The 23,916-nt window shown below is 33.7% G+C and carries 25 protein-coding genes; 10 read left to right on the top strand and 15 right to left on the bottom strand.

The window, feature by feature from the left end; translation table 11 throughout:
* Window positions 1-52 precede the first annotated feature (52 nt).
* The 5 genes from HHX25_RS01225 to HHX25_RS01205 all read left to right on the top strand — a co-directional run bounded on the left by HHX25_RS01225 (window position 53) and on the right by HHX25_RS01205 (window position 4,039).
* Window positions 53-406 carry a nuclear transport factor 2 family protein gene (locus HHX25_RS01225; RefSeq protein WP_169669255.1) on the top strand — a complete coding sequence of 118 codons (354 nt, stop codon included), beginning with the start codon at window positions 53-55 and terminating at the stop codon, window positions 404-406.
* Between the two features lie 30 nt (window positions 407-436).
* Window positions 437-1,015: a YceI family protein gene (locus HHX25_RS01220; RefSeq protein WP_169669253.1), complete on the top strand. Its 579-nt coding sequence runs from the start codon at window positions 437-439 to the stop codon at window positions 1,013-1,015.
* Window positions 1,016-1,132: 117 nt separating this feature from the next.
* Window positions 1,133-1,747 (top strand): DEAD/DEAH box helicase, encoded by a 615-nt coding sequence (locus HHX25_RS01215; RefSeq protein ID WP_169669251.1) that lies wholly within the window; start codon window positions 1,133-1,135, stop codon window positions 1,745-1,747.
* Between the two features lie 17 nt (window positions 1,748-1,764).
* Window positions 1,765-2,298: a GNAT family N-acetyltransferase gene (locus HHX25_RS01210; protein WP_169669249.1), complete on the top strand. Its 534-nt coding sequence runs from the start codon at window positions 1,765-1,767 to the stop codon at window positions 2,296-2,298.
* 133 nt (window positions 2,299-2,431) lie between these two features.
* Window positions 2,432-4,039: a helix-turn-helix transcriptional regulator gene (locus HHX25_RS01205; protein ID WP_169669247.1), complete on the top strand. Its 1,608-nt coding sequence runs from the start codon at window positions 2,432-2,434 to the stop codon at window positions 4,037-4,039.
* Between the two features lie 330 nt (window positions 4,040-4,369).
* Here the strand turns inward: HHX25_RS01205 and HHX25_RS01200 are convergent, their stop codons facing one another.
* The 6 genes from HHX25_RS01200 to HHX25_RS01175 all read right to left on the bottom strand — a co-directional run bounded on the left by HHX25_RS01200 (window position 4,370) and on the right by HHX25_RS01175 (window position 10,555).
* Window positions 4,370-5,911 carry an acyl-CoA carboxylase subunit beta gene (locus HHX25_RS01200; protein WP_169669245.1) on the bottom strand — a complete coding sequence of 514 codons (1,542 nt, stop codon included), beginning with the start codon at window positions 5,909-5,911 and terminating at the stop codon, window positions 4,370-4,372.
* Between the two features lie 55 nt (window positions 5,912-5,966).
* A complete protein-coding gene (locus HHX25_RS01195) occupies window positions 5,967-7,406 on the bottom strand; it encodes an acetyl-CoA carboxylase biotin carboxylase subunit (RefSeq protein WP_169669243.1) in 1,440 nt (479 codons plus the stop codon).
* A gap of 110 nt (window positions 7,407-7,516) precedes the next feature.
* Window positions 7,517-8,005, bottom strand: coding sequence for an acetyl-CoA carboxylase biotin carboxyl carrier protein subunit (locus HHX25_RS01190; RefSeq protein ID WP_169669241.1), 489 nt, complete (start codon window positions 8,003-8,005; stop codon window positions 7,517-7,519).
* Window positions 8,006-8,152: 147 nt separating this feature from the next.
* Entirely contained in the window at window positions 8,153-8,827 is a 675-nt protein-coding gene (locus HHX25_RS01185) for a PrsW family intramembrane metalloprotease (protein ID WP_169669240.1), read from the bottom strand.
* A gap of 25 nt (window positions 8,828-8,852) precedes the next feature.
* On the bottom strand, window positions 8,853-9,407 hold the full coding sequence (locus HHX25_RS01180; RefSeq protein WP_169669237.1) for an NUDIX hydrolase: 555 nt from the start codon (window positions 9,405-9,407) through the stop codon (window positions 8,853-8,855).
* A 59-nt stretch (window positions 9,408-9,466) separates the two neighbouring features.
* On the bottom strand, window positions 9,467-10,555 hold the full coding sequence (locus tag HHX25_RS01175) for a M42 family metallopeptidase (protein ID WP_169669235.1): 1,089 nt from the start codon (window positions 10,553-10,555) through the stop codon (window positions 9,467-9,469).
* A 104-nt stretch (window positions 10,556-10,659) separates the two neighbouring features.
* On the opposite strand from HHX25_RS01175, the gene HHX25_RS01170 reads away from it, so the two are divergent.
* The gene (locus HHX25_RS01170; protein ID WP_169669233.1) at window positions 10,660-11,337 is read left to right on the top strand and encodes a DUF4294 domain-containing protein; all 678 of its coding nucleotides are present in this window, start codon (window positions 10,660-10,662) and stop codon (window positions 11,335-11,337) included.
* Between the two features lie 7 nt (window positions 11,338-11,344).
* Entirely contained in the window at window positions 11,345-11,971 is a 627-nt protein-coding gene (trhA, locus tag HHX25_RS01165; protein ID WP_169669231.1) for a PAQR family membrane homeostasis protein TrhA, read from the top strand.
* Window positions 11,972-11,990: 19 nt separating this feature from the next.
* On the opposite strand, the gene HHX25_RS01160 is transcribed toward trhA, so the two are convergent.
* From HHX25_RS01160 to HHX25_RS01150, 3 genes are read right to left on the bottom strand one after another with little or no spacing between them, the layout of a single operon-like run.
* Window positions 11,991-12,746, bottom strand: coding sequence for a T9SS type A sorting domain-containing protein (locus HHX25_RS01160; protein ID WP_169669229.1), 756 nt, complete (start codon window positions 12,744-12,746; stop codon window positions 11,991-11,993).
* Window positions 12,743-14,158, bottom strand: a complete 1,416-nt coding sequence (locus tag HHX25_RS01155) for a DUF1501 domain-containing protein (RefSeq protein WP_169669227.1) — start codon at window positions 14,156-14,158, stop codon at window positions 12,743-12,745. Before HHX25_RS01155 ends, HHX25_RS01160 begins: the two co-directional genes overlap by 4 nt.
* 5 nt (window positions 14,159-14,163) lie before the next feature.
* Window positions 14,164-15,969 (bottom strand): DUF1800 domain-containing protein, encoded by a 1,806-nt coding sequence (locus HHX25_RS01150; protein ID WP_169669225.1) that lies wholly within the window; start codon window positions 15,967-15,969, stop codon window positions 14,164-14,166.
* Between the two features lie 182 nt (window positions 15,970-16,151).
* On the opposite strand from HHX25_RS01150, the gene HHX25_RS01145 reads away from it, so the two are divergent.
* Window positions 16,152-16,643 (top strand): GNAT family N-acetyltransferase, encoded by a 492-nt coding sequence (locus tag HHX25_RS01145; RefSeq protein WP_169669223.1) that lies wholly within the window; start codon window positions 16,152-16,154, stop codon window positions 16,641-16,643.
* Window positions 16,644-16,651: 8 nt separating this feature from the next.
* Here HHX25_RS01145 and HHX25_RS01140 read toward each other — a convergent pair whose 3' ends face one another.
* From HHX25_RS01140 to HHX25_RS01130, 3 genes are read right to left on the bottom strand one after another with little or no spacing between them, the layout of a single operon-like run.
* Complete coding sequence (locus HHX25_RS01140; protein ID WP_169669221.1) at window positions 16,652-17,080, bottom strand: DUF4268 domain-containing protein; 429 nt, start codon at window positions 17,078-17,080, stop codon at window positions 16,652-16,654.
* A complete protein-coding gene (locus tag HHX25_RS01135; RefSeq protein WP_169669219.1) occupies window positions 17,080-17,754 on the bottom strand; it encodes a ZIP family metal transporter in 675 nt (224 codons plus the stop codon). The genes HHX25_RS01140 and HHX25_RS01135 overlap by 1 nt, the downstream gene beginning before the upstream one ends.
* A 43-nt stretch (window positions 17,755-17,797) precedes the next feature.
* Window positions 17,798-18,529 carry a class I SAM-dependent methyltransferase gene (locus HHX25_RS01130; RefSeq protein ID WP_169669217.1) on the bottom strand — a complete coding sequence of 244 codons (732 nt, stop codon included), beginning with the start codon at window positions 18,527-18,529 and terminating at the stop codon, window positions 17,798-17,800.
* 163 nt (window positions 18,530-18,692) lie between these two features.
* Here HHX25_RS01130 and HHX25_RS01125 point away from each other — a divergent pair, with 163 nt between their 5' ends.
* Window positions 18,693-19,850: a THUMP domain-containing class I SAM-dependent RNA methyltransferase gene (locus tag HHX25_RS01125; RefSeq protein WP_169669215.1), complete on the top strand. Its 1,158-nt coding sequence runs from the start codon at window positions 18,693-18,695 to the stop codon at window positions 19,848-19,850.
* 52 nt (window positions 19,851-19,902) lie between these two features.
* Here HHX25_RS01125 and HHX25_RS01120 read toward each other — a convergent pair whose 3' ends face one another.
* On the bottom strand, window positions 19,903-21,318 hold the full coding sequence (locus HHX25_RS01120) for an AraC family transcriptional regulator (RefSeq protein ID WP_169669213.1): 1,416 nt from the start codon (window positions 21,316-21,318) through the stop codon (window positions 19,903-19,905).
* 208 nt (window positions 21,319-21,526) lie between these two features.
* Between HHX25_RS01120 and HHX25_RS01115 the strand changes: the two genes are divergently transcribed.
* A complete protein-coding gene (locus HHX25_RS01115) occupies window positions 21,527-22,570 on the top strand; it encodes a ThuA domain-containing protein (protein WP_169669211.1) in 1,044 nt (347 codons plus the stop codon).
* A gap of 49 nt (window positions 22,571-22,619) precedes the next feature.
* On the opposite strand, the gene HHX25_RS01110 is transcribed toward HHX25_RS01115, so the two are convergent.
* Together HHX25_RS01110 and HHX25_RS01105 are read right to left on the bottom strand one after the other, a co-directional pair.
* Window positions 22,620-23,351 (bottom strand): DUF6048 family protein, encoded by a 732-nt coding sequence (locus tag HHX25_RS01110; protein ID WP_169669209.1) that lies wholly within the window; start codon window positions 23,349-23,351, stop codon window positions 22,620-22,622.
* The gene (locus HHX25_RS01105; protein WP_169669207.1) at window positions 23,317-23,859 is read right to left on the bottom strand and encodes a DUF6452 family protein; all 543 of its coding nucleotides are present in this window, start codon (window positions 23,857-23,859) and stop codon (window positions 23,317-23,319) included. The genes HHX25_RS01110 and HHX25_RS01105 overlap by 35 nt, the downstream gene beginning before the upstream one ends.
* Between the last annotated feature and the right edge of the window lie 57 nt (window positions 23,860-23,916).

Below are 23,916 nucleotides of genomic sequence, written 5' to 3'. Positions count from 1 at the left end.
TTGCTCGAATGGTGTTTCAGACATTTGTATCATAATAATAAAACAGTAAGTTATGAATACATTAATTGAAAACATTAGCACTATAAATGATATGATTCTTCAGGGAAAAGCTCTAGAAGCTTTTGAAGCGTTTTATCATGATGATGTTGTTATGCAGGAAAATGATAACCCTGAGGTTGTTGGAAAAGCAGCAAATCGTAAAAGAGAAGAAGCGTTTTTTGCATCTATTACCGAGTTTAGAGGCGCCAAACCAATAAAAGTTACCGTGGGAGAAAATACAACCATGGTTGAATGGCATTTTGACTATACCCATAAAGATTGGGGCGTGAAAAACTATACACAAGTGGCAGTACAAGATTGGAAAGAAGGAAAAATAATTAAGGAAAAATTTTATTACGGATCATAAATTAGTATAAGAACAATTAAAAAAACAAAAATGAAAAACACAATTAAGAATTTAGTACTATTAACCGTTGTAACGGTATTTACATTATCTTTTACTACTATAGATAAGGATAAAAAGGAAATAAAAACTGATAAAAGTAAAGTTGTTTGGAAAGGTTATAAGGTAACAGGCTCTCATGAAGGAACGATTGCTATAAAATCAGGGTTTTTAAATTTTGAAGCAGATAAATTAACAGGAGGCGAGTTTGTTATAGATATGACAACCATCAATACGACCGATTTACAAGGAGAATATAAAGGAAAATTAGATGGCCATTTAAAGTCGGGTGATTTTTTCGATGTTGCTAAATATTCAACAGCAAAGTTAGTATTTGTTAAAGTTAAAGCTTCTGGTAAAAATGCTTACACAGTAACAGGAGATTTAACTATAAAAGGCAAAACAAACGCTATTACATTTACTATATCTGTTTATGGGAATAAAGCAACTGCAGCGTTAAAAATTGACCGAACAAAGTATGGTATTGAGTATAAATCAGCTAATTTTTTCGATAATTTAAAAGATAAAGCTATTTATGACGAATTTGATTTGGTATCAGATTTAGAGTTTTAACATAGTATAGATTGATTAATAGTGAGAAAAGGCATTCAGCAATGAGTGCCTTTTTTGTTTTTATAGCTGCTTGCTTTCTTTTAATAGTATCTTTGCAATTGTTAAAGAAAAATAGTGATGCCATTTAAAAAACTCATTCCAACTCTAAAAGATACTATCGAACATAAAGGTTTTCATGAGCCATTGGCATTTCAAAAGCAAATTTTATCTAAAATTAAATCAGGAGCAAGCTTATTTGCTATAGCTCCTAAAAATTCAGGCAAAACAACAAGTATCGTTATAAGTGTTATTCAGAGGTTAAAATCTGCATTCGAAGATGCGCCACGTGTTTTAATTTTTGTAAAAGATAAGCAAGCAGCGCTAGAGCTGGAACAAGCATTCAATGTATTTAAAAAAGGTACGGATTTAAGGGTTTATGCTGCCTACGAAGAACATGATATTGATATACAACGTGAAGAAATATATTTAGGTACAGATATTGTTATTGCCACGCCTAAGCGTTTAAATAGAATCTTCTTTTTAAACGGCATTAACTTGAACAAGTTACAAATGTGTATTGTAGAAGATGCCGAGTTTTTAATCAAAGGGAGTCACTTTGCAGAGGTAACAAGAACACCAGAAAGCATAGGTAAATGCCAGTACTTAATTTTTTCAACAGCTTTTGATAAACGTTTTGAGCGTTGGCAGGAATCGTTTATGTACAATGCTCAGATTGTAAAAGCTAAGTCATAATAAAAACTCTGTTTAAAATGGATATAACGTTTGAAAATTTTAAAATAACACCTTTAGATACGAATGAAGGTGAAAAATTCTTTAAGTTAATCGACAATAATAGAGAGCGATTAGAAGACTTTTTTTCTGGTACGATATCTAAAACCAAAACACTTCATGATACTTATGCTTATTGTTATGATATTAGGCAACTTGTACTGGATAGGCGCTATTTTCCTTTTATAATAAAAAACTTAAAAACAGATATGCTTATTGGCTTGATCGATATTAAAAATATTGATTGGCATATTCCAAAAGCTGAAATAGGCTATTTTATTGATGCCGATTATGAAGGGCAAGGTGTCATATCTAAATCTTTGGGATTTGTTATAGAGTATCTTTCAAAAACCTATCATTTTAAGAAATTGTTATGCCGATCTAATAGTCGTAATATTGGAAGTATAGCCGTTGCCAAGAAAAATGGATTCACTTTAGAAGGTACAATAAAAAAGGATTACAAAACGACTAAAGGAGAGGTTGTGGATTTGGATTATTACGGACGTGTGTTTTAGGTTTAATATGTTGGTTTTTAAGTGTTAATGATGGTTTTTTTTGGTTTGTGCTATACGGTAAAATTTTATGAGTTTCTTTTAATCGTAAAAAATAAATGTATATTTTTACGAGGGGATTATATAGAATGAAATTTTGATAGACCGAAAACTTAGTTTAAAACACAAGACATTTTGTGTTAATATCGTATTATTGTTTTTTAGTGCATTTTGTTATAGTCAGAACTCAAGCGACTATGAACGGTTTGTCGATTCTGCCAGTGTTTATATTGATTATGAATCAAAAAAAGCGATGGCTTTTTTAGATTCTATTCCAGAGCCGATTGATGATTATATTAAGAAAGGTCTTCCCAATTATTATAACTTTAAATCCTTATTCTATGACGAGAAAAATGATAATCTAAAATCATATCAAAACAGCACTTTAGCATTAAAGCATGCCGTGGAATTGGAGGATTATGAAATTGCAGGTCATGCTAGTTTAGCACTGTTTTCTAATGTTTATGCTGTTAAAAAAGATACCGCAACACATAGATATTTAGAAAAGGCTAGAACTTATTATAAATTATCAAATTATACCCATGGCGATTTAGAAGTTGATTTAGCATATGCTTATGCTAAGTTTATTGATAAAGATTATAAAACATGTAATGCTTTTTTATTAGATAATATGCATAAATACAAGGCAGCTAAAGATGATGCTTATTTTTACATGTTTGCTTTAAGCATACTTACTTTTAATTATTTGGACCTAGATGATTTAGAAACGGCTTATACGCGTTTTAACGATTTTAAAAAATTAAAGAACGATTCTACAATTGTTTCATATAATTATATGGCTTTTGAGTCTTCAATAAATGTGTCTTTTGCCGAAGCTTATTATAAGAAAAAGCAGTTAGATTCTACATTTCATTATCTAAAAGAATCCTCTGGGAATAGACATTATATGACTAAGGATGTTGAGGAGGATTATTTAAAATTGTATGTAGGTGCCTATAGTACTTCAAATAACGATGAGATGGCTAAGGCCTATACAGACTCTTTAATGATTTTTGAAGAGAAAAAGTACGAAGATATTATGAGTACTAGTTTTCAAATAAACAACGATTTGGTAGAAACGGAAATGAAACTGGAAGATGTAAATAGCAAACAATATGTTAATGGCGTATTGGTTTTTGTTTTACTTATTCTTTTAACAGCTTCGAGTTTTGTATATATGTTTTTTTATAGAAAACAAAAGTTTAAAACTGCTAATTTAAGTAACGAGACAAGTAATCTATCCTATATTAAGGCTAATAATAAAAAATTAGTGGTTAAGGTCCAGGGGCTAGAAGATTACATACATAACCTAAAAAGTGAAATCAAAAAGATATCGACTATAGGAGAGGTATCTACACAAAGAAAAAAAATTAAAGAATTATATAAAACTATACACCTTAACTCTTCAACAATTTTAGACAAAAGCGAAAATCATTTGGATTTGGTCAATGACCTTAATGTCGATTTTTTCCAGAGGATAAATAAAATGTATCCGCAATTAAATAATTCTGAAATTATTATTTGTTATTACTTATACGTTGGCTTTAAAAATAAAGAAATTGCGGTTTTTTTAAATACATCTGTAAGAGCCATTGAAAGCAAGCGTTATCGCATTACTAAAAAAATTAACCTTAACAAGGAAATGGGAACTTTACTGGAACACCTTACAACGACTTTCAGTAATTTGGAAAAACTACCAAATTAAGTTTATGCGCTCTTAAAATAATTCTAAGTAGAAAAAATATTAAAATTTATAGGCCAACCCATTTTGAGTAGTGAATGAGTAGTCGTTTATTCGTTATTATTAGGGCTGTTTGCGATATTTGTGTTGCTATTAATTTATCTTAAATCTACCACAATTAACCTACTTGTTGTTTGTGTTTTTAGGTTAGGCTAAATTTATTTTTAGTTAAAAAACATAAAATGTTGTGGTTTTAGTTTCAGATAAACTAATTTATATCTGTATGATATATTTAAAAGTTTATTTGGTTGGATAGGGAAAAAAAGGAGTCTGTAAAACAGACTCCTTTTTTAATTACAAAGGAATATTCCCATGTTTTCTTTTGGGCGTATCTACATGTTTATCCTCTAACATGGAAAAAGCCTTAATAAGTTTTCTTCGTGTGTTTTTAGGTAAAATAACTTCATCAATAAAACCACGTCTTGCGGCTCTGTAAGGGTTCGCAAATTTATCTGCGTATTCTGCTTCTTTTTCTGCTAATTTTTCAGCGGGATTGTCGGCATTGGCAATTTCCCGTTTAAAAATAATTTCACTGGCGCCTTTAGCGCCCATAACTGCAATTTCTGCTCCTGGCCATGCGTAATTCAAATCGGCACCTATATGTTTGGAATTCATTACATCGTAAGCACCTCCATAAGCTTTTCTGGTAATAACGGTTACCCTAGGTACGGTCGCTTCGCTTAAGGCATACAACAATTTAGCACCATGAACAATAATGCCATTCCACTCTTGGTCGGTTCCAGGTAAAAACCCAGGGACATCTACAAGTACTAATAATGGAATATTAAAACAATCACAAAATCGCGTAAAACGCGCTGCTTTTTTAGAGCTTTTTACTCCAAGTACACCTGCCAAAAACATAGGTTGATTAGCAATAATCCCTATACTCCTACCACCAAGCCTTGCAAACCCCACAATAATATTTTCGGCATAATCTTTATGGATTTCATAAAAAGAGTCTTCATCTATAATCCCAGAAATAACATCATGCATATCATAAGGCTTATTGGGATTGTCGGGCACTATATTTGATAAAACATCCCTAAGCTCATCTTTCAACTCAAAATCCAATTTCTGAGGTGTTTCTGTATTGTTTTGGGGTAAATAACTCAAGAGTCGTTTTATGTCTTCTAAACAAGCAATATCGTTTGCAGAAGTTTTATGAGCGACTCCAGATTTTGAAGCGTGAGTATAGGCACCACCTAATTCCTCACTGGTTACTTCTTCGTTAGTCACTGTTTTAACAACATTTGGACCAGTTACAAACATGTAGCTCGTGTTTTCTACCATAATGGTAAAATCGGTCATAGCAGGGGAGTAAACAGCGCCACCAGCACAAGGCCCCATGATGGCAGATATTTGAGGGATTACACCAGAAGATTGTACATTTCTATAAAATATATCTGCATAGCCTCCCAGAGATCGTACCCCTTCTTGAATACGAGCGCCACCAGAATCGTTTAGCCCAATAATTGGTGCCCCTACTTTAACAGCCAAGTCCATAATTTTACATATTTTTTCGGCATGGGTTTCAGATAAAGCGCCTCCAAAAACTGTAAAATCTTGCGCGTAAACATAAACGAGCCTGCCATTTACAGTACCATATCCAGTAATAACACCATCGCCAAAATATACCTCATTTTCCATTCCAAAGTCTGTAGTTCTATGCGTAACCAGAACACCAATTTCCTCAAAAGACCCTTCATCCATAAAGTAGTTGATACGTTCTCTTGCTGTGAGCTTCTTTTTTGCATGTTGTTTATCAATACGTTTTTGTCCGCCTCCTAAGTGGGCCAAAGCAACACGTTCGTTTAATTTTTTTATTTTTGAATCCATAGGTTAGTAACTCAAGTTTAGTCATTCAGTGCTATTGCAGTGAATTTGTTAACAGTTAGTTTGGTATTCTTAATAGTTTTTGGTCTTCTATGTATTGTTTTACAGCAATTAAAGCAGCAATTTTAGCCTCTCTTTCTGTTTGTTCTTTTAATGCTTCAGGTGAATAATAATTTTTAACAAAATGTGTGTCAAAATTTCCAGAACGGAAAGCTTCATGCTCACAGACATATTTCCCGAAAGGGAGGGTGGTTTGAACACCTTTAACATGGTAGTTATCAATAGCTTTTATCATAAGTTGAATCGCTTCATCTCTTGTTTTTCCATAGGTAATTAATTTGGCAAGCATGGGGTCGTAATAAATAGGGATATCCATATGGGCTTCAAAGCCATTGTCAACACGAATACCTTCACCAGTTGGCATTTCATAAACATCTAAATGCCCGACACTTGGTAAAAAATCATTGAGAGGATCCTCAGCATAAACACGTAATTCCAGCGCATGCCCATTAATTTTTAAATCCGCTTGTCTAAGAGGCAAGGCTTCACCACGAGCCACCAGTATTTGAAGTTCTACTAAATCGACACCAGAGATTAATTCTGAAACAGGGTGTTCTACTTGCAATCTTGTATTCATTTCCAAGAAATAAAAGTTATGCTCTGCATCTAATAAAAACTCGACAGTTCCAGCTCCCAAATAGTCGCAGGATTTAGCGACTTTAATAGCAGCTTCTCCCATTTTTTCTCTTAATTCTGGAGTTAGGACAGACGATGGTGCTTCTTCAACTACTTTTTGATGGCGCCGTTGGATGCTACACTCACGTTCAAAAAAGTGTAAGATGTTGCCATGACTATCTGCCATGACTTGAATTTCTATATGACGTGGTGAAGTCACATACTTTTCAATAAAAACAGAACCGTCTCCAAAGGCTGAGGTTGCTTCGCTAATAGCCCGATTCATTTGAGATTCTAAATCACTTTCTTTTTCTACAATTCGCATGCCTTTTCCGCCGCCACCTGCTGATGCTTTAATAAGTATGGGAAACCCTATTTTTTTTGCAATAACTTTGGCTTTTGCAATATCTGTAATCGCTTCATCAATACCAGGAACCATTGGGATGTTATATGCTTTAACAGCCTCTTTTGCTGCTAATTTGCTTCCCATAATTTTGATAGCTTTAGACTTGGGGCCAATAAAAATGATATTGTTTTGTTCGCATAACTCTGCAAAATGGGCATTTTCACTTAAAAATCCATATCCAGGATGTATCCCATCTACATGAAGTTGCTTCGCGATTTCGATAATTTTATCACCTCTTAAGTAAGATTGGTTAGATGGCGGTTCGCCAATACATACAGCCTCGTCTGCAAACTTTACATGTGGTGCATTTCTATCGGCTGTAGAGTATATGGCAACTGTTTTTATACCCATTTTTTGAGCAGTCATCATAACCCTTATCGCAATTTCGCCTCTGTTTGCTACTAATATTTTGTTCATAATAAATGAAATAAGATATGGGAACACTTAATGTTTAATGTCATCATGTGTATATAATTTTATATGTCCTACAATACAATGTTGAATGTCCTTTATAAATTAAATAAGTATTAAGCGTCGAACTCGATTAGAGGCTGGTTTTTCTCTACAGTATCTCCGTTGCTTACTGAAATAGATTTAATAACACCACTGGTTGGAGCCGTAATGATGTTTTCCATTTTCATGGCTTCAAGAATTAAAAGCGGTTCATCTTCCTGTACTTCTTGATTAACTTTTACGTTTATTTCTAGAATAAGTCCAGGCATAGGGGCTTTTACAGAATCGATATGCTTAGCAGACCCAATGGCAAACCCCATTTCTTTTATTAAATCGTCTAGTTGATTAGAGATATTTACAGTGTATATATTGTTATTGATATTTACTTCATATGATTTTTTATAAAAATCTGCTATGGTAATTTCAGCATCATACGATTTATTTTGCTCAAGAATATGGAATCTTGATTCTGAAATTTGTAAAGTGTCCAGATTTGAAATATCACCATCTTTAATTTCAAAATCGAAAGTATTATTTACAGAGGTTTTAAAGGTTTTACTCATCTGTGTTTTGAATTAATTTGTAGTAAATATATGAATTTTATACACCAAATCTTTCATGATTAAGTACAGGATAGGTGATGAGGTCGTTAAAATTATCAAAAAAACAGAACCTAATTTATGAGATAAATCATATTTGAAAATAATTTGTTAAACATTAAAATTAGAATTTTCCTGATGGTGTTTAATGGCTTTTCTAGAGAGTAGAATTCCGATAAATAAGGATATAAATGCGCCTACCCATATACCAGGTATAAAATCGATGAACAGAAAAAAGTCGTAAGCACCATGAAATATAACTGCGGTCAATAAACCAATAAGGTTCAAACCAATTTTATTCTTTGAAAATTTGGCTTTTCCCATAAAGAACCCCATTAAAATCCCAAATGTTGCATGCGCAGGAACTGCAGTAAAAGCTCTTAATAAGGCCGTTTGATACCCTCCTTCGAGTACATAGAAAATGTTTTCGGTGGCAGCAAAGCCCATGGATACCATAACGGCGTATACAATCCCATCGAATGGCTCGTTAAATGCTTCATTTCTTTGCGCATAATAACGAATAATAATATATTTACTAAACTCTTCAATTAACCCCACTACAAAGAAGGCTTTAATGAATTGATCGAATATACTGGTGCTACTAAGAATAGGTAATACGCTATCGGACACATAATATAAAACAGTTGTAATGACAATACTAACAATGGCGCCTAAAAGGAAATTATAAAAAAGAAGGCGTTTGGGCTCTTTTTCATATTTATCTTTATAATAGATATATAGAATAATTATGAATACAGGAGCTATTGCAAAAAGGAGTAAATTCATTTTGAAAAATATCTAAAATAAGTGTCTAAATAATGGTCTCTATGATGTTTTGTAATACGAATTCGTAATATGATTTGTTAGAAGGTACAAAGTGATTATTGTTGTTGCCAATATTTTCAATAAGCTTTTTGAAATTAGAAAAAGAGACTAATTTAAGTGCTTCGACTTCTTCCTCTTGAGGTGTTAATTTTGAAATATCAACTTTTAGCTCACAAATAAATGTGTTATGGAATTCATTGTCAACAATACCATTTTCATATGTTTGAAAGCACTCAAAAACACCTATTTTTTTTAAATCGTTTTCAGAAATTGATACTCCTATTTCTTCTTTGGTTTCTCTTATGGCTGCTTGTTCTATAGTTTCTCCTGCATCAATATGGCCTGCAACCGATACATCCCACATTAGCGGACAAATTGTTTTTTTTGCCGAACGTTGCGATAATAAAATCGTTCCATTTTTAGTATAAAACCAAATATGTGCAGTATTATGGTAATAACCTTTTTGATGGATAATAGATTTTAATTTGGATTCTCCCGTTGGATTTCCATTGGCATCTACGATATCAATATATTCGTCCATAATCGCTAATAATTAAAAAAGCCTCAATATTGAGGCTTTAGTGTTATTGAAATTTAAAGTTAGTCAAAATAACTAAACGTTTCACCATCTTTTATATTAAGCAATGTTTCGTAAATTAACTTAATAACATTTTCTACATCATCTTTATGCACCATTTCGACCGTGGTGTGCATGTAGCGAAGTGGCAACGAAATTAAAGCAGAAGCCACACCGCCATTACTATACGCAAAAGCATCAGTATCTGTTCCTGTAGCACGTGATAGAGCAGAGCGTTGAAAAGGAATTTTCTTATCCTCTGCAGTTTCTGTAATTAAATCACGCAATTTTTGCTGTACTGCAGGAGCATAAGCTACAACAGGTCCTTTACCAATTTCAAGATGCCCTTCTTTTTTCTTCTCTATCATAGGCGTTGTTGTATCATGAGTAACATCGGTAACAATAGCCACATCTGGTTTAATGGTATGCGTAATCATTTCTGCACCACGTAAACCAATTTCTTCTTGAACCGAATTTGTAATGTAAAGTCCGAAAGGAAGCTCCTTTTTATTTTCTTTTAACAATCTGGCCACTTCGGCAATCATAAAACCACCCACACGATTGTCTAAAGCACGGCAAACAAATTTATCGTCGTTTAAAATATGAAACTCGTCTGGGTAAGTGATGACACAGCCCACATGAATTCCCATTTTTTCGACCTCTTCTTTATCTTTGGCTCCAACATCAATTGTAATATTATCTGGTTTTGGGGGTTCTTCTTTTACTCGGCTACGAGTATGTATTGCTGGCCATCCAAAAACACCTTTTACGACACCCTTTTTTGTATGGACATTGACTATTTTACTTGGTGCAATTTGATGGTCACTTCCACCATTTCTAATCACATAAATTAATCCGTTGTCTGAGATGTAATTGACATACCATGAAATTTCATCGGCATGCCCTTCAATAACGACTTTGTATTTTGCTTTGGGATTGATAACACCAACTGCTGTGCCGTAAGTATCTGTAATAAAATCATCTACATACGGTTTTAGATAATCCATCCATAATTTTTGTCCAGTCCACTCATAACCAGTAGGTGCAGCGTTATTTAAATATTTTTCTAAAAAGGCCATAGACCCCTTATTTAGTATGCTTTTCTTCGCCATTTATTAAAAAATTTGCACTAAAATAATAATATAAATAGAAAAAAAATGTTTTAAACCATGTAAATTATTAAATTTGAAGTATTGAAGCTCCTGTACTTTTACTGATGAACTGTTTAAAATATATATTCTTGATATTTCCTGTTTTGCTTTTTGCGCAGGAGAGCGACGATATTATAGAAGATTCTACAGCTGTTGAGTACCTTATTATAAAGGGAGATTCTATTCCGCGACTCTCCATAGATTTAGAGCAGGTAAGACTTTTGCACAAACTTAGGTTTGATAATAAAAAAGAGCGTATTAGATATTTAATTCTCAGAAGAAAAACAATGAAAGTCTATCCGTATGCTAAAATGGCTGCAGAACGTTTGGATTCTATGAGAAAACGATTAACGACACTTAAAAGGAATCGCGAGAAAAAACGATATACCAGACGCATTCAAAAATATATAGAAGGCGAGTTTTCTGAAGAATTAAAGAAACTCACTCGTACAGAAGGACAAATACTCATTAAATTAATTCATAGGCAGACTGGAACTACGGCTTTTAATTTGATAAAGGAACTGCGTAGTGGCTGGCGTGCATTTTGGTATAATACTACGGCAAGCATGTTCGATATCTCATTAAAGCGTGAATTCGATCCTGTAAATGTAAAAGAGGACTATTTAATTGAAGATATTTTACTACGTAATTTTCAAAACGGACGCTTAGAGCGCCAAAAGTCTGCTATAGAATTTGACTTTTTTGATTTAACAGATAAGTGGTTGCCTAATAAGGGGCCATAAACTTATAATGCGTGATCAAACTCTTTTTGAAGAAAAACTAAATACTGCTACGCATGCCTTAGGCGTCTTATTTGGAATTGCAGCATTGATACTGCTTATTATTTTTGATAACGAAAAAACGAATTGGAGCCTCTTTAGTATTATCGTTTATGGTATTTCAATCATTGTATTGTTTACTTCTTCTACATTATATCATGCTGTAAAGGGAAAGCAGCGAAAACATTATTTCAGGATTGTAGATCATATTAGTATTTATCTGCTTATAGCAGGTACGTATACTCCTGTTTTGTTAATTGCGTTGCATACAAGTTTGGGTTGGACGCTTTTTTTGGCTGTATGGAGTATTGCAGGATTTGGTATTATTTTAAAATTGTTTTTTACAGGACGCTTTGAAGTTTTTTCTACCCTTCTTTATTTAGTAATGGGATGGCTTATTGTGTTCGATTTTTCTAATTTATCAAAAGCCATAGGAGATGATGGTATATGGCTCCTATTTGGAGGTGGCCTGTTTTATACTGTTGGAATTGTTTTTTATGTCATTGAAAGAATACCTTTCAATCATGTTATTTGGCACTTATTTGTTTTAGCTGGCGCCATTTTTCATTTTTTCATGATTTTCTTTTATGTCATTTAATTGAATAGGCTATAAAAAACTATTTCCTTTTTATGATTTTAAAGGTACGTGTTTTGTCTCCTTGTTTAATATTTATAATATAAATCCCTGTAGAGAGCGTATTACCATTTATAGGGAGCTCATAAAGCTCTGTCCCTTCAACAAAATCGATACTATTAGAAGTTATGGGTCTTCCCAACATATCATATAGTGTATAGTTTATAGGGCTGATTTCATCGACAGATACAATTCTTAGGTTAATATCGTTTACAAATGGGTTGGGGTAGATTAAGGCGTTAAATCCATTTTCCTCTGCTATAATATCAAAGGGGTCGGTAATATTGATTTTCATTTCACTTAATCCATAACAAACACCTCCAAAATTTGATGTTGGGGTGATTAGCACATACCTTGCTTTTGTAGCGTTAAAATCTGGTCCTTCACTACCTTCATAAGTAGATGAGCCTGATCCTTGTTCCATTTTAAAAGAACCTAAAGTTGTCCAGGTAATACCATCTAATGAATAATCTATAGTATAATCATTGATACCATAATTAAGGTTTTTTGGCTCGTTGGCGTTCCAAAATTTAGACTCTTTTAATTCATATTCGTAGCCAAAATCGTACATAATCCAATGGGTTTCGCCGTATGCCGAATTAGGATTTGGAGAGATTTCACAAGAAATCCAACTGTCAAACCAGCTTGTACTATGTCTGTCAGGATAACATTGTGCACTTATTACAGGAGAAACAAGTATAAAAATAAGCAGTATGTGTATGTGTAGTTTTTTCATCATGTCATGTTCATAAAACCGATTGGCGGTGTGCCAGAGTTTGTATCGTAAAAATTAGAGATATTAGGGAAAATAGTTGAGAGGTCTGAGGGAGGAACCCCAAACCACAATGCTAGTTCTGCCATATAGAGATCGGCTGGCGTAGTAGGTATCATCACACCGTTTCGAAGGTCTACATCACTATCTAAAGCTAAAACGGGATAGTCGCCATATATTTCTTTGCCTTGTACGGCACCGCCCATCATAAAAGCATTGCCTCCCCAGGCATGATCTGTACCATTCCCATTCGATGTCAGTGTTCTTGCAAAATCTGATACGCTAAATAGGGTCACACAATCGTTTGTGTTTAATTCATTCATGACGCCATTAAAATATTTTAAAGCGGCATTTACTTCAGCCAATTTCTCAGCTTGATTTATTATAAGTTCATCGTGATGATCCCAACCTCCAATCTGAACAAAAAATGTTTGTCTGGAAAAACCTAAAATATCTCGACTTGCTATGGTTTTCGCAACCATTCTTAATTGTTCTGCTAAATCATTTTCTTCTGGCATAATGGTGCTAAACTCTGAAATACCATCAATAGCAGCTTGAAATTCTAAACCAGCATCGTTAGAAGATTTTATGGTGTTTTTGTAGGCGTTTTTAAATATATCTTGATAATCTCGCTCTAACATAGAATTTAAAGCTTCTGTTCTAAGCTGATTAAAGGAGTTCTGACCATTATAACCATTAATGCCTATACTACCACTGTTTTTAATAGCATATGGTATGATTTGATTTCCTCTCTGAAATGTATTGCCTCCTTTTAAAGACACATTCATTGAAATATTTTGATTGGAGTTCATGGATTGAATTAAATCAGCCATTCGACCTCCCCATCCTATATTGGTTCTTTCGTGAGGTTTTCCTGTTTGCCATTGTTGGGACTGGTCTGAATGTGAAAACAAACCTAAAGGTGTTTTTACAAGCTCATTTTTTATATCAGCTTTTGTAGAAGGCTCTATAAGGGTTCCCACATTAGCAAGAAATGCCAGATTGCTATTTTCAAAAAATTGCTGCATATCTGGTATCGATGGATGCAGCCCAAAAGTCCTTCCGTCGGTCGTATTTGGATTAATCGGAAGAATCTGATTCTGAGGTATGGCCAGATTGGATCTCGTAGTTGCATATTCATTATACTCATTATTCCCTCTAGGGATGAGCATATTAAAAGAATCGTTGCCACCACCTAGCATCAAACAAACTAAAGCCTTATAATCACCTCCTAATGAGATGACCGATGAATTGTTCATAGCTGTAGCAGCCATGGCTTTTAGGTTTATTAATGATGAAAATATAGTGGTATAACCAAGAGCAGCACATGATTGCTCTAAAAATTTTCGTCTTGATATATTATTTTTATGCTTAGTCATTTGCGTTATTTTAGGATAGCATAATCTGGACTTATTAATAGTAAATAAAGCCCCATTTTTACACGGTTATGCATATAATCAGTGTTTGTATTTGTACCTTGAATGGGCTCAACTGCTTCAACAATGATTTGTTTTGTTTCGTCTGAAAGTTGTCCACGCGTAAATAGCTTATCTAGCATATTTACTAGTACCTCAGGCTCTTTTGCATAATATTTTAATTTTTCAAAATTCAAAGGGATGGGTTCTTGCTCTAAACCCCATGTATTTAAAATAGAGGAGTAGTTGGTATTCGTCCAATAATCTACTCGGTTTATATAAGCCAGACTTGTGGCTGATGTATGGATTCCAAATTCTGGAGCTTTTAAATTCGCAGCGGCAAAATCGGAATCAGGTACATGATCAGGTAAATAAAAATTGAATACAGTTGGAGACCCTAAAGGTGATTGTCCAGTAGCTTTATAAAAACGGTAACCGATATTCCAGTTTAGGCCACTTCTATTGTCTATATCTATTTGGCGGGCTACATTAAAATACCTAATCATAGGTTCAATTAATTTACCGCTAGTTGGATTTTCAACCCAACTACAGCTTCTAGCTTCTTCATCTAATAAAATAGCTTTAATGACAGCTTTCATATCGCCTCGTACGCCTCTGGTATTATTAAAAGCATTGCTAACCCTAGATATGTAAGCAGGAGAAGGGTTGGACTTAACCAATTGCTGAATTAAACGTAAGGCGATAAATGGTCCTGTATTTTTATGATTGAATAAGTGGTCTACGGCATCTTCAATATCTTTCATACCAGACTGGCCGCTAGGAACCACATAACCATTTAGTAATTGTTTTTCCCCCAGTTCATGCCACTCTTCATACATGGTCAATGGAATATCCTTTTTAGTTAAATTAATTCCCACTCCAAAATCTGGAGTAACTCCATACTCATTTGCTCGAACTTCTGCAGCTCCTAGCCCTGTAAATATTTTAGCAAATTCTTTTATGTCATCATTGTTATAGGTTGGGATTCTATCACCATTACCATCTAGTTCATAGCTACCATCCTGGTTGAGTTCGTACAGACCAATGGAGAATAACTGCATGATCTCTCTTGCAAAGTTTTCATCTGGATGGATATTTCTTTCTGGGTCACTTTTAGGGTTGTTTAAATGGCTTAAGTAAGCGCCCATCATAGGATGTAACGTTATTTCTAATAATAAATCCTTATAGTTTCCAAAAGCATTATCTTTCAAAACATCGTAATAGTCTCCCAAACCAATCCCGTAATTACCAAGATTAGAATCCCATGAGATAACTAATATTTCACTTAGTGCCAAGGCTATTCTTTGTCTTAATAAATCTTCATTTCCAATATTAGATTCCCACCATGCGTATAGAAAATGATTCCAGCTAGTACCGTTGAAATCATCAGGATTTCCTCCATTTGAAATAAAAATGAGCAATGCCCGATCGCTAATGTCTTGAACACGCTGTCCCATTTCTGGTGAATTTATTTCAAATTGGGTATCGATCCAGTTTTCAAATGGGCTTTCGGAAACTGTTTTTATATAATCTAAATTGGTTCCAAAAGTTGCTTGAGCCAGGAATCGAGATGTTTCCAATAAACGAGCGTCTAAACCTTGTCCGTTAATAGTATTCGCAGCACTAGCGGACTCTCTCCAATCTGTACGGCTTTGCTCGCTACTTGAAGTTACTGTGATGCCATTGCTATGTCCAGCTCCTATATAATCTGAATACTGTTGCGAAAAAAAGTAACTGGGAAAGCATATAATAAATAGGAGTAAATGTTTTTTCATAGGTTAGGTTTCGACTTTTAATTCTTTTTAGTTACGAGATTTTTCTAAGATTGGTCTTCAAAGGTATATAAAAAAACAGATGAAAAGCATTATTTTTCGATAAACGGTATTTTGAAGATAAGATTCTATTGGGATAATCTGGTTTTTATTGTTTAATTTGAGTAGGTAATTTAGAATTTTATATGACGGATATTATTGTTGCTAATACAATGCATTACTATTCTCAAATAGCAAGGTTGGCAGATGTTATTTGGAGAGAGCATTATATTCCTATAATTGGAAAGGCGCAGGTAGATTACATGCTTGATAAATATCAATCTGAAACGGCTATAGAAAAGCAGATAGCTGAGGGATATGAATATTTTATGATGACTTATAAAAACATACCAGTTGGTTATATTTCAATAAAAAAAGAATTTGAGTCGTTATTTTTAAGCAAAATTTATATTTTAAGTAGTTATAGAGGTAAAGGGGTTGGTAAAACAACTATGAGTTTCATTGAAAAAAAGGCAAGAAACTATCAATTAAAAAATATCAGGCTTACGGTTAATATACATAATACAAATTCCATTAAGGCCTATGAAACATTGGGATTTGTAAAGATAGGTTCTTTGGTTACCGATATTGGTCATGGTTTTGTGATGGATGACTACGAGATGGAGAAAACTATTTAGTTATTTATTTATCCTTCAATAATATCTTTATATGCTTCAAAAAAGGCTTCAAACAAAGTCATATTTTTATTAAAAAATTCCATGACATCTCGCCATGTATTTTTATTGTGAATCGATACTTTTTGTTTTAAAGGCACATAAATTCTAGAAATTTCTTTTTCGTTATCTAAAAAATATACTTCATTAAAAATAGCCTCAGGTAAGAAATCATCTAAAAGAATTGATTTTAGGGACTGAAGTTTTTCCCAGTATTTAATTCTATTTTCAAGATCATCCTCTAAGTCTAAAGCGACTAAAGCTGTTTTATTATCAAAATGAAACTTAAAACTAAAACCTTTTAATTTTGTATTGTACAGTATCCATTTTTTAGGAAATGATTTCCCAAAACTGGTCCAAAACTCTTGTCGTAGTTGTCGCGATTCTTCTTTACTAAACATTATATAAAATAAGCAATACTTACCCCTAGAATAATAGCAATAAATTTAGATAAATTGAATTTATGTCCATCGCCACTTTCAAATAAAATAGTTGTAGCAATATGAAAAAAGATACCAATAACAATCGCATTAATAATATGGACAAAACTAGCAACAGTTTCGGAAGTATGGGAAACTATGGTTCCCAAAGGGGTCATACAGGCAAAAACCGTGAGAAAGATGCCAATCTGTATTTTATTATAATTAGACTGAAATAAAAACATGCTAACCAAAATGGCAATGGGTATTTTATGGATGAGTACGCCATAAACCATATCGTTATGTTCATGTATGGCAAACCCCTCTAAAAAACTATGAATACATAAACTAACAAACAGTAACCATGGAAAAGTTGCTTCGTTTTTCTGCATATGTACATGGCCATGTTCGGCTCCTTTCGAGAATAGCTCCAAAATAATTTGCAGCATGATACCACACATGATATAAAGTCCTGTAAGCTTGGCATCTAAATGGTCATAGACCTCAGGTAATAATTCAAAAAGTGTTAGTGCCAGTAAAAAAGCACCGCTAAAGGAGAGTAGGAGTTTGGTATTCCAAGATTTTTTTGATTTGGTAAGACGAGCTATAATTACTCCCAGAATGACGGCGTAAAAAGGAAAAAGATAATCGTTCATGTACATTAAATACTCAAAGAATTGATTTTGTGAAAGTTATGGGTTATTTGAAAATCATGACTAAACGTTCTGATGTTTTCGCATTAAACTTACGCAATTTATAATCGCCAAAAACATCTAGCAAATGTACGTTAGCTTTTTTGAATAATTTTTTAAAATCATCTAGCGTAAATGCTTTTACACGTTCCTGAAATTTATAGGCCTCACCGTCTACAGAAAACAAAATATCTTTTATAATATACCCATCTTCTACATAGCGTTTTAAATTAAAATCGATATTGTCAACTGTTTTTAGTTCTTCGGGTACTAAATTATCAATAACAAATTCACTATTCATAAAATCAATCACTCCAAAACCATAATCGTTTAAATTCGCTTTTATGGCCTTGATGGTGTTTAGATTGTCTTCGTCTTTATCGAAATATCCAAAACTGGTAAACAAATTAAAAACCGCATCAAATTGTTTGTGGTAAGGTTTGCACATGTCATGCACTTCAAAACGTAAGGTGTCATTTTCAAACTGTTTGGCATGTTTAATACTATTTTCGCTTAAATCTACACCAGTAACATCGTATCCTAAGGTATTGAGATATACGGCATGCCGCCCTTTTCCACAAGCTAAATCTAAAATAGTTCCAAGCTCGGGAATATTTAAATAACTGGTAAGGGTATCCATAAATGCATGAGCTTCGGTATGCCCCCTGTCTTTATATAAAATATGGTAAAATGGTGTGTCGAACCATGAAGTAAACCATTTTGTTGTATCTGTTATCATATGCTTTTTCGATGGTTTTCTTGTGCTTTTTACAACACAAGGTCAGGCAGTTATAAAAGATGCCGTTTAAACCCTTAACCTAAATCTTATTAACATTAATTTAACACAAAATTACGCTATTTTTGCAAGCTAATAAAGTGTATATAGTAAGTAGTAGGAAAAAATGGAAGAAAATTTCAAAATGGTAGCCAAAACTTTGTTTGGGTTTGAAGAGTTGTTAGCTAACGAACTTACGCAGTTAGGAGCTCAGGATGTAAAAAAAGGCGTTCGGAATGTTAGTTTCTCTGGTGATAAAGGATTTATGTACAAAGCTAACTTGGGGCTGCGTACGGCCATTAAAATTTTAAAGCCCATCCATACTTTTACTGTAAATAGCGAAAGCGATTTGTACAATAAAATTTATGCTATGCAGTGGGAGGATTATTTAAAACCTACTGGTACTTTGGCAGTTGACGCCACCATACACTCCGATTTGTTTTCCCATTCCCTGTATATAGCGCAAAAAACAAAGGATGCTATTGTAGACAAGTTTCGTAATACCACAGGGCAACGCCCCAATGTGGATTTAAAATTTCCTGATTTAAAAATTAATGTACACGTAGACAGGCGTCAATGTACCATATCTTTAGATGCTTCGGGAGATTCTTTGCATAAACGCGGTTATAAAACAGCCACGAATATTGCGCCTATAAACGAAGTGTTGGCTGCAGGATTGATTATGCTATCGGGTTGGGACGGACAAAGCGACTTTATGGATCCTATGTGTGGAAGTGGTACGTTATTGATTGAGGCGGCCATGATTGCTTGTAATATTCCGCCTAATTTAATGCGTAAAGAATTTGCTTTTGAACGCTGGCAGGATTGGGATGTTGATCTATTTGAAAAAATAGAGGAATCGCTTCTTAAAAAAACACGGGACTTTCATTATAAAATCATTGGTTACGACAAAGCACCGAGTGCCGTTGCTAAGACTAGGGATAATGTGAAAAATGCCCAACTGGAAGATTTTATAGAGGTTAAGCATGAAGATTTCTTTAAAACTCAAAAGGCTGGAGAAGAGAAGTTACATATGGTATTTAACCCACCGTATGGTGAGCGTTTAAATATTGATATGCAGGCGTTTTATAAGGATATTGGCAATACCCTAAAACGAAATTATCCAGGTACCGATGCTTGGTTTATTACTTCTAATCTGGATGCTTTAAAGCATGTTGGGTTAAGACCTTCACGAAAAATACAGCTATTTAATGCCAAGCTGGAATCACGTTTGGTGAAGTATGTGATGTATGAGGGCAGTAAGAAGGGCAAGTATATGAAGTGAAATAATTATTCCTAAATATAAAACTAGTAGTATTTTGCACAAGAGTTCATTGTTAAACATCAAGCGCTTCCATAACATCCTTTGTAAATGTCATCACTTCTGTTTCTAAATGTTGGTAGAGTGTATGAGGGTTATTGAAATTAGGGCGTTCCATTAATATATGTTCAACAATTGAGAACCCTTCCAGATTGTACGGTATATGATATTTGTTCCAATCACTATCTTTAAATATGTTCCAATATTCCTTTTGGATGTGTCGGTTTTGTCCCGCCAAGCAAATCTCAAACCGCATTTTTACATGATTTAAAATGATGACAATTTTTAATTTTTGATTTTTCAACTCAATCGGCGTAAAAGGGAAGTATGAAAAGTTTATATGTCCTTGATAGATACTCCCTATTTTATAATCAATCGGGTATGTTTTTTTTAAGTGCGTTCTGAGCCCTCTTATACAGGTTCGTAATTTTTGATAGTCTTTTAGTATATCACCTTCTTCAATGTGTTTTCCACAATGTATTAAGTTATCATTATTAGGTCGTTCGGTATTTTTGCTAGAATGGCTAATTTTTGTATTTGGCTTTTTAATGGGAATGCAAATATCTACTATGAATTTTTGCTGGGGATGTGTTCTATGATCATTATGATATAACTCAAAATAATGACCATCTTCAAATTCGTAACCATTTTCCAATACCCATACGCACATATTATCCCAAGCTTTAGAAAAAAAATCAGGTGCTATTTCAAAAGCACCTACAGCATAATATCCTTTTTTAATAAGCACTTTTTTTACAGGGCTTTCAACTTGAATATTCCTAGATACAGTAAAACATGTGCTAAGCCTTACTTTTGATGGGTCTGTAACTTTTGGATTGTCGTGATATACGGTTACCGCTTTTAGATTTGGAACATTTAACAAGTCTTTGTTTGCCATCCAATTTACCAGTTTTTCATAGCTGTCTCCAATCTTATCAAGTTTGCCAATATGAGTCATGCCAATAAGAGGCATTTCAGAAAGCTTTTTTATGCTTATTTGTCCATGCATTTTAATCCAATTTAAGGAGTTATCAATTTGACAAATATATTTTTCAATCGGTTTTGAGGCTACACCAATCTTGCTAATTTTATTTTTAGACTTAAATACCGTAGGGGACAAGCCATAAAATTTTTTAAATGCCCTTGAAAAAGAATTGCCGCTACTAAAGCCATATCTAAATGCTAGTTCTGTTATGGATTCATTAGTTCCAACTAATAAAATGGCTGCAATTTTTTCAATTCTTTTTCTATTAATAAACTCATTAGTAGATTCGTTAGTTATGAATTTGAAAAGGCGATGAAAATGAAATGGTGAGTAGCAGGCTTTTTTAGACAGTAGCCCTAGTGATAATTCTTTGTCTAAATTCTTTTCGATATAGTCAATGACTTTATTGATCCTTTTTATATAATCCTTTTCCGTGTTATCATTCATTTCATATATATCATTGGTCGAACAGAATATTTTAATTGAAGTAGCCTTTACGACATAATTAAACGGGTTCTCAAACATAATTAAAAACTTTATGTTTTGTGAGAAAAAGCACTGCTTTTATTTGATTACCCTTCTTTATGTTTAATTTGGGGTTGTGTTTTGTTTAAGAATTGTATATTTATCTGGAATTATATTTAATCATCATTACATGTTCAAAATTCAAAAACCTTTCTTGCTATCAGTTTTAACACTCATGCTTTTATCAAGCTTACAAAGTTGTGGTACGCCTCAAAAAGCAAAACTAAAAGCTTTAATTATTGATGGACAAAACAACCATGGTGCGTGGCCAAAAACAAGTATCATGATGAAAAGTTATTTAGAGGAAACAGGGTTGTTTGAAGTTGATATAGAGCGTACCAATTATATGTGGATAGGCCCTCATTTTAACAAGATAGAAGGTGTTAAAAAGATAGAAGAGTTATTAGAAATGTACCCTATAGATACTGAAAAGAGAACCCTGGTTGAAAATCCAAAAGCGGACCCTGATTTTAGTCCAAACTTTGAAGCTTATGATGTGGTTATTTCAAATTTCGGATGGAAAACAGCGAATTGGCCTGATGCTACCAAAAGGAATTTTGAAAAATATATGCGTAATGGTGGAGGGTTTGTTCTTATACATGCTGCTAATAATGCGTGGGGTGATTGGGAAGCATATAACGAAATTATTGCACTGGGAGGCTGGGGTGGTAGAAATACCGAAAGTGGTCCGTATGTATATTATGATGTGAATAATGAATTAAAGCATGACACTTCTGAAGGACCTTGTGCAAGTCATGGTCCACAGTTGGAATATCAATTAAAGACGCGTGCCCCAGAACATCCAATAATGAAGGGGCTTCCAGATACATGGTTGCATGCTAAAGATGAATTATACGAGCGTTTACGTGGGCCAGCTAAAAACATGACCGTATTGGCGACCGCATTTTCTGGAACAGAAGCAGATGCTACCAAAACAGATAAAAATAAGGGGCGTACAGGTAGGCATGAGCCGCTGTTAATGGCTGTTGAATATGGCAAGGGCAGAATCTTTCATTCGGCATTGGGCCATATGGATTACTCTATGGAATGTGTTGGTTTTATAACAACCTTACAGCGTGGTGCAGAATGGGCTGCTACTGGTAAGGTGACTCAAAGTATTCCTGAAGATTTTCCTGCTGCTAATACTGTTAGTGCCAGAAAATTTAAGCAATAATTTATATTGTCATAGTTAGTTAACATGCAAACTTAAATACAGGCAATGGTTACTTATCTTTCTTAAAAAGCGGAATTCGGTACGATAATGTATAACCATACCCAGTACCAATATTACTACTATCGTAGGTTTTATTAAACCCAGGAATGTAAACGTTTTCAAAATTATCGGGAACGGTTTCGCTTGCTAGTATTTTAAGCTGTGCGTTTAATCCTAGGTATAAATTATTAAATAATTCTACTTTTATACCTAAAATAAGCTCTGTCCATATGGCAGTTAAACCACTAAATTCTTGTTTTTCATTTGAAGAAAATTGAGGTGCCCAATATTGGTTAGTACTGTAAACAGCAAAACTATTTAAATCATGGCTAAATGAACTTGCTCCAATACGAAAACCAAAATAGATCATATTATCCATATCTAACCAATTTTGATATGAGTTATAATCTATACCCCCTTTAATATAAGAACCTTTGCTGGTAATATCTAAATTTTCGCTAATCGTATTCTTTTCTTCAATACCAATTTCACCAGCAATGTATAGACGTTTTTTTAACCTGTAATCTGCCGAGATTTCAAATCCCTTATACTCTTCATCTACAAACGACCGGATTAATTTACCCACATCGCCACCTACGCGAAGACCATATTGTAATTTTACTTTTATGGTGTCATTTGGAGTATTGGGAATACTATCGTTTTGCGCATTTGCAGATACACAAAAAATAAGTACACATAAAAAACTGTTAATGAGACATTGTAAAGTGCGCTGCTGCTTCATCTTCTACAGATTGGTTATCGGTTAAAGGTTGTCTTGTTAATATCCAGTTATCGGCGTCTGGCTCTATAGTAAGTGTAACATTTTCAAAAATAGTTTTATAGCCACAAGCACGTGATACATAGACTTCTTTACGGCTATAGTTTATTGTAATAGTATCTTGGTTTCCGTCAATAAAATCATCTGTTGTATCATCAGGCGTGCCAGCATCATTTACGGTAGCTTCTTTTACAAGTATGTATTGTGTTGTATTTTCGTCTGTTTTTAAAGGTAATACCAGGTTGTCCGTGTTACTAAAATTGTAATCAGGTAAAACAAATTCATTATCAACACCAATAGCAACCAAATCAAAAACCCTTTTTTTGTTATCAGTGTTATTATTGTCTAATAAATCAATAATTAGCCTAGGCGTCGTAGGTGTGCTATCTGGACAAATATCATCACGTTCACAACTAATTGATATAGCAACTACGAAAAGAAGTGGAATTACTAAAATTTTAAAATATTTCATTTTTATTTCATATAGATTCTGTGACAAACTCAGAATGATGCTTTCTTTTTATTGGCA

Origin of the sequence: Flavivirga algicola (assembly GCF_012910715.1) — a bacterium.
Taxonomy (GTDB): Bacteria; Bacteroidota; Bacteroidia; order Flavobacteriales; family Flavobacteriaceae; genus Flavivirga; species Flavivirga algicola.
The sequence above is the reverse complement of the archived record's forward strand: the minus strand, read 5'-3'. Positions and strand labels throughout refer to the sequence as shown.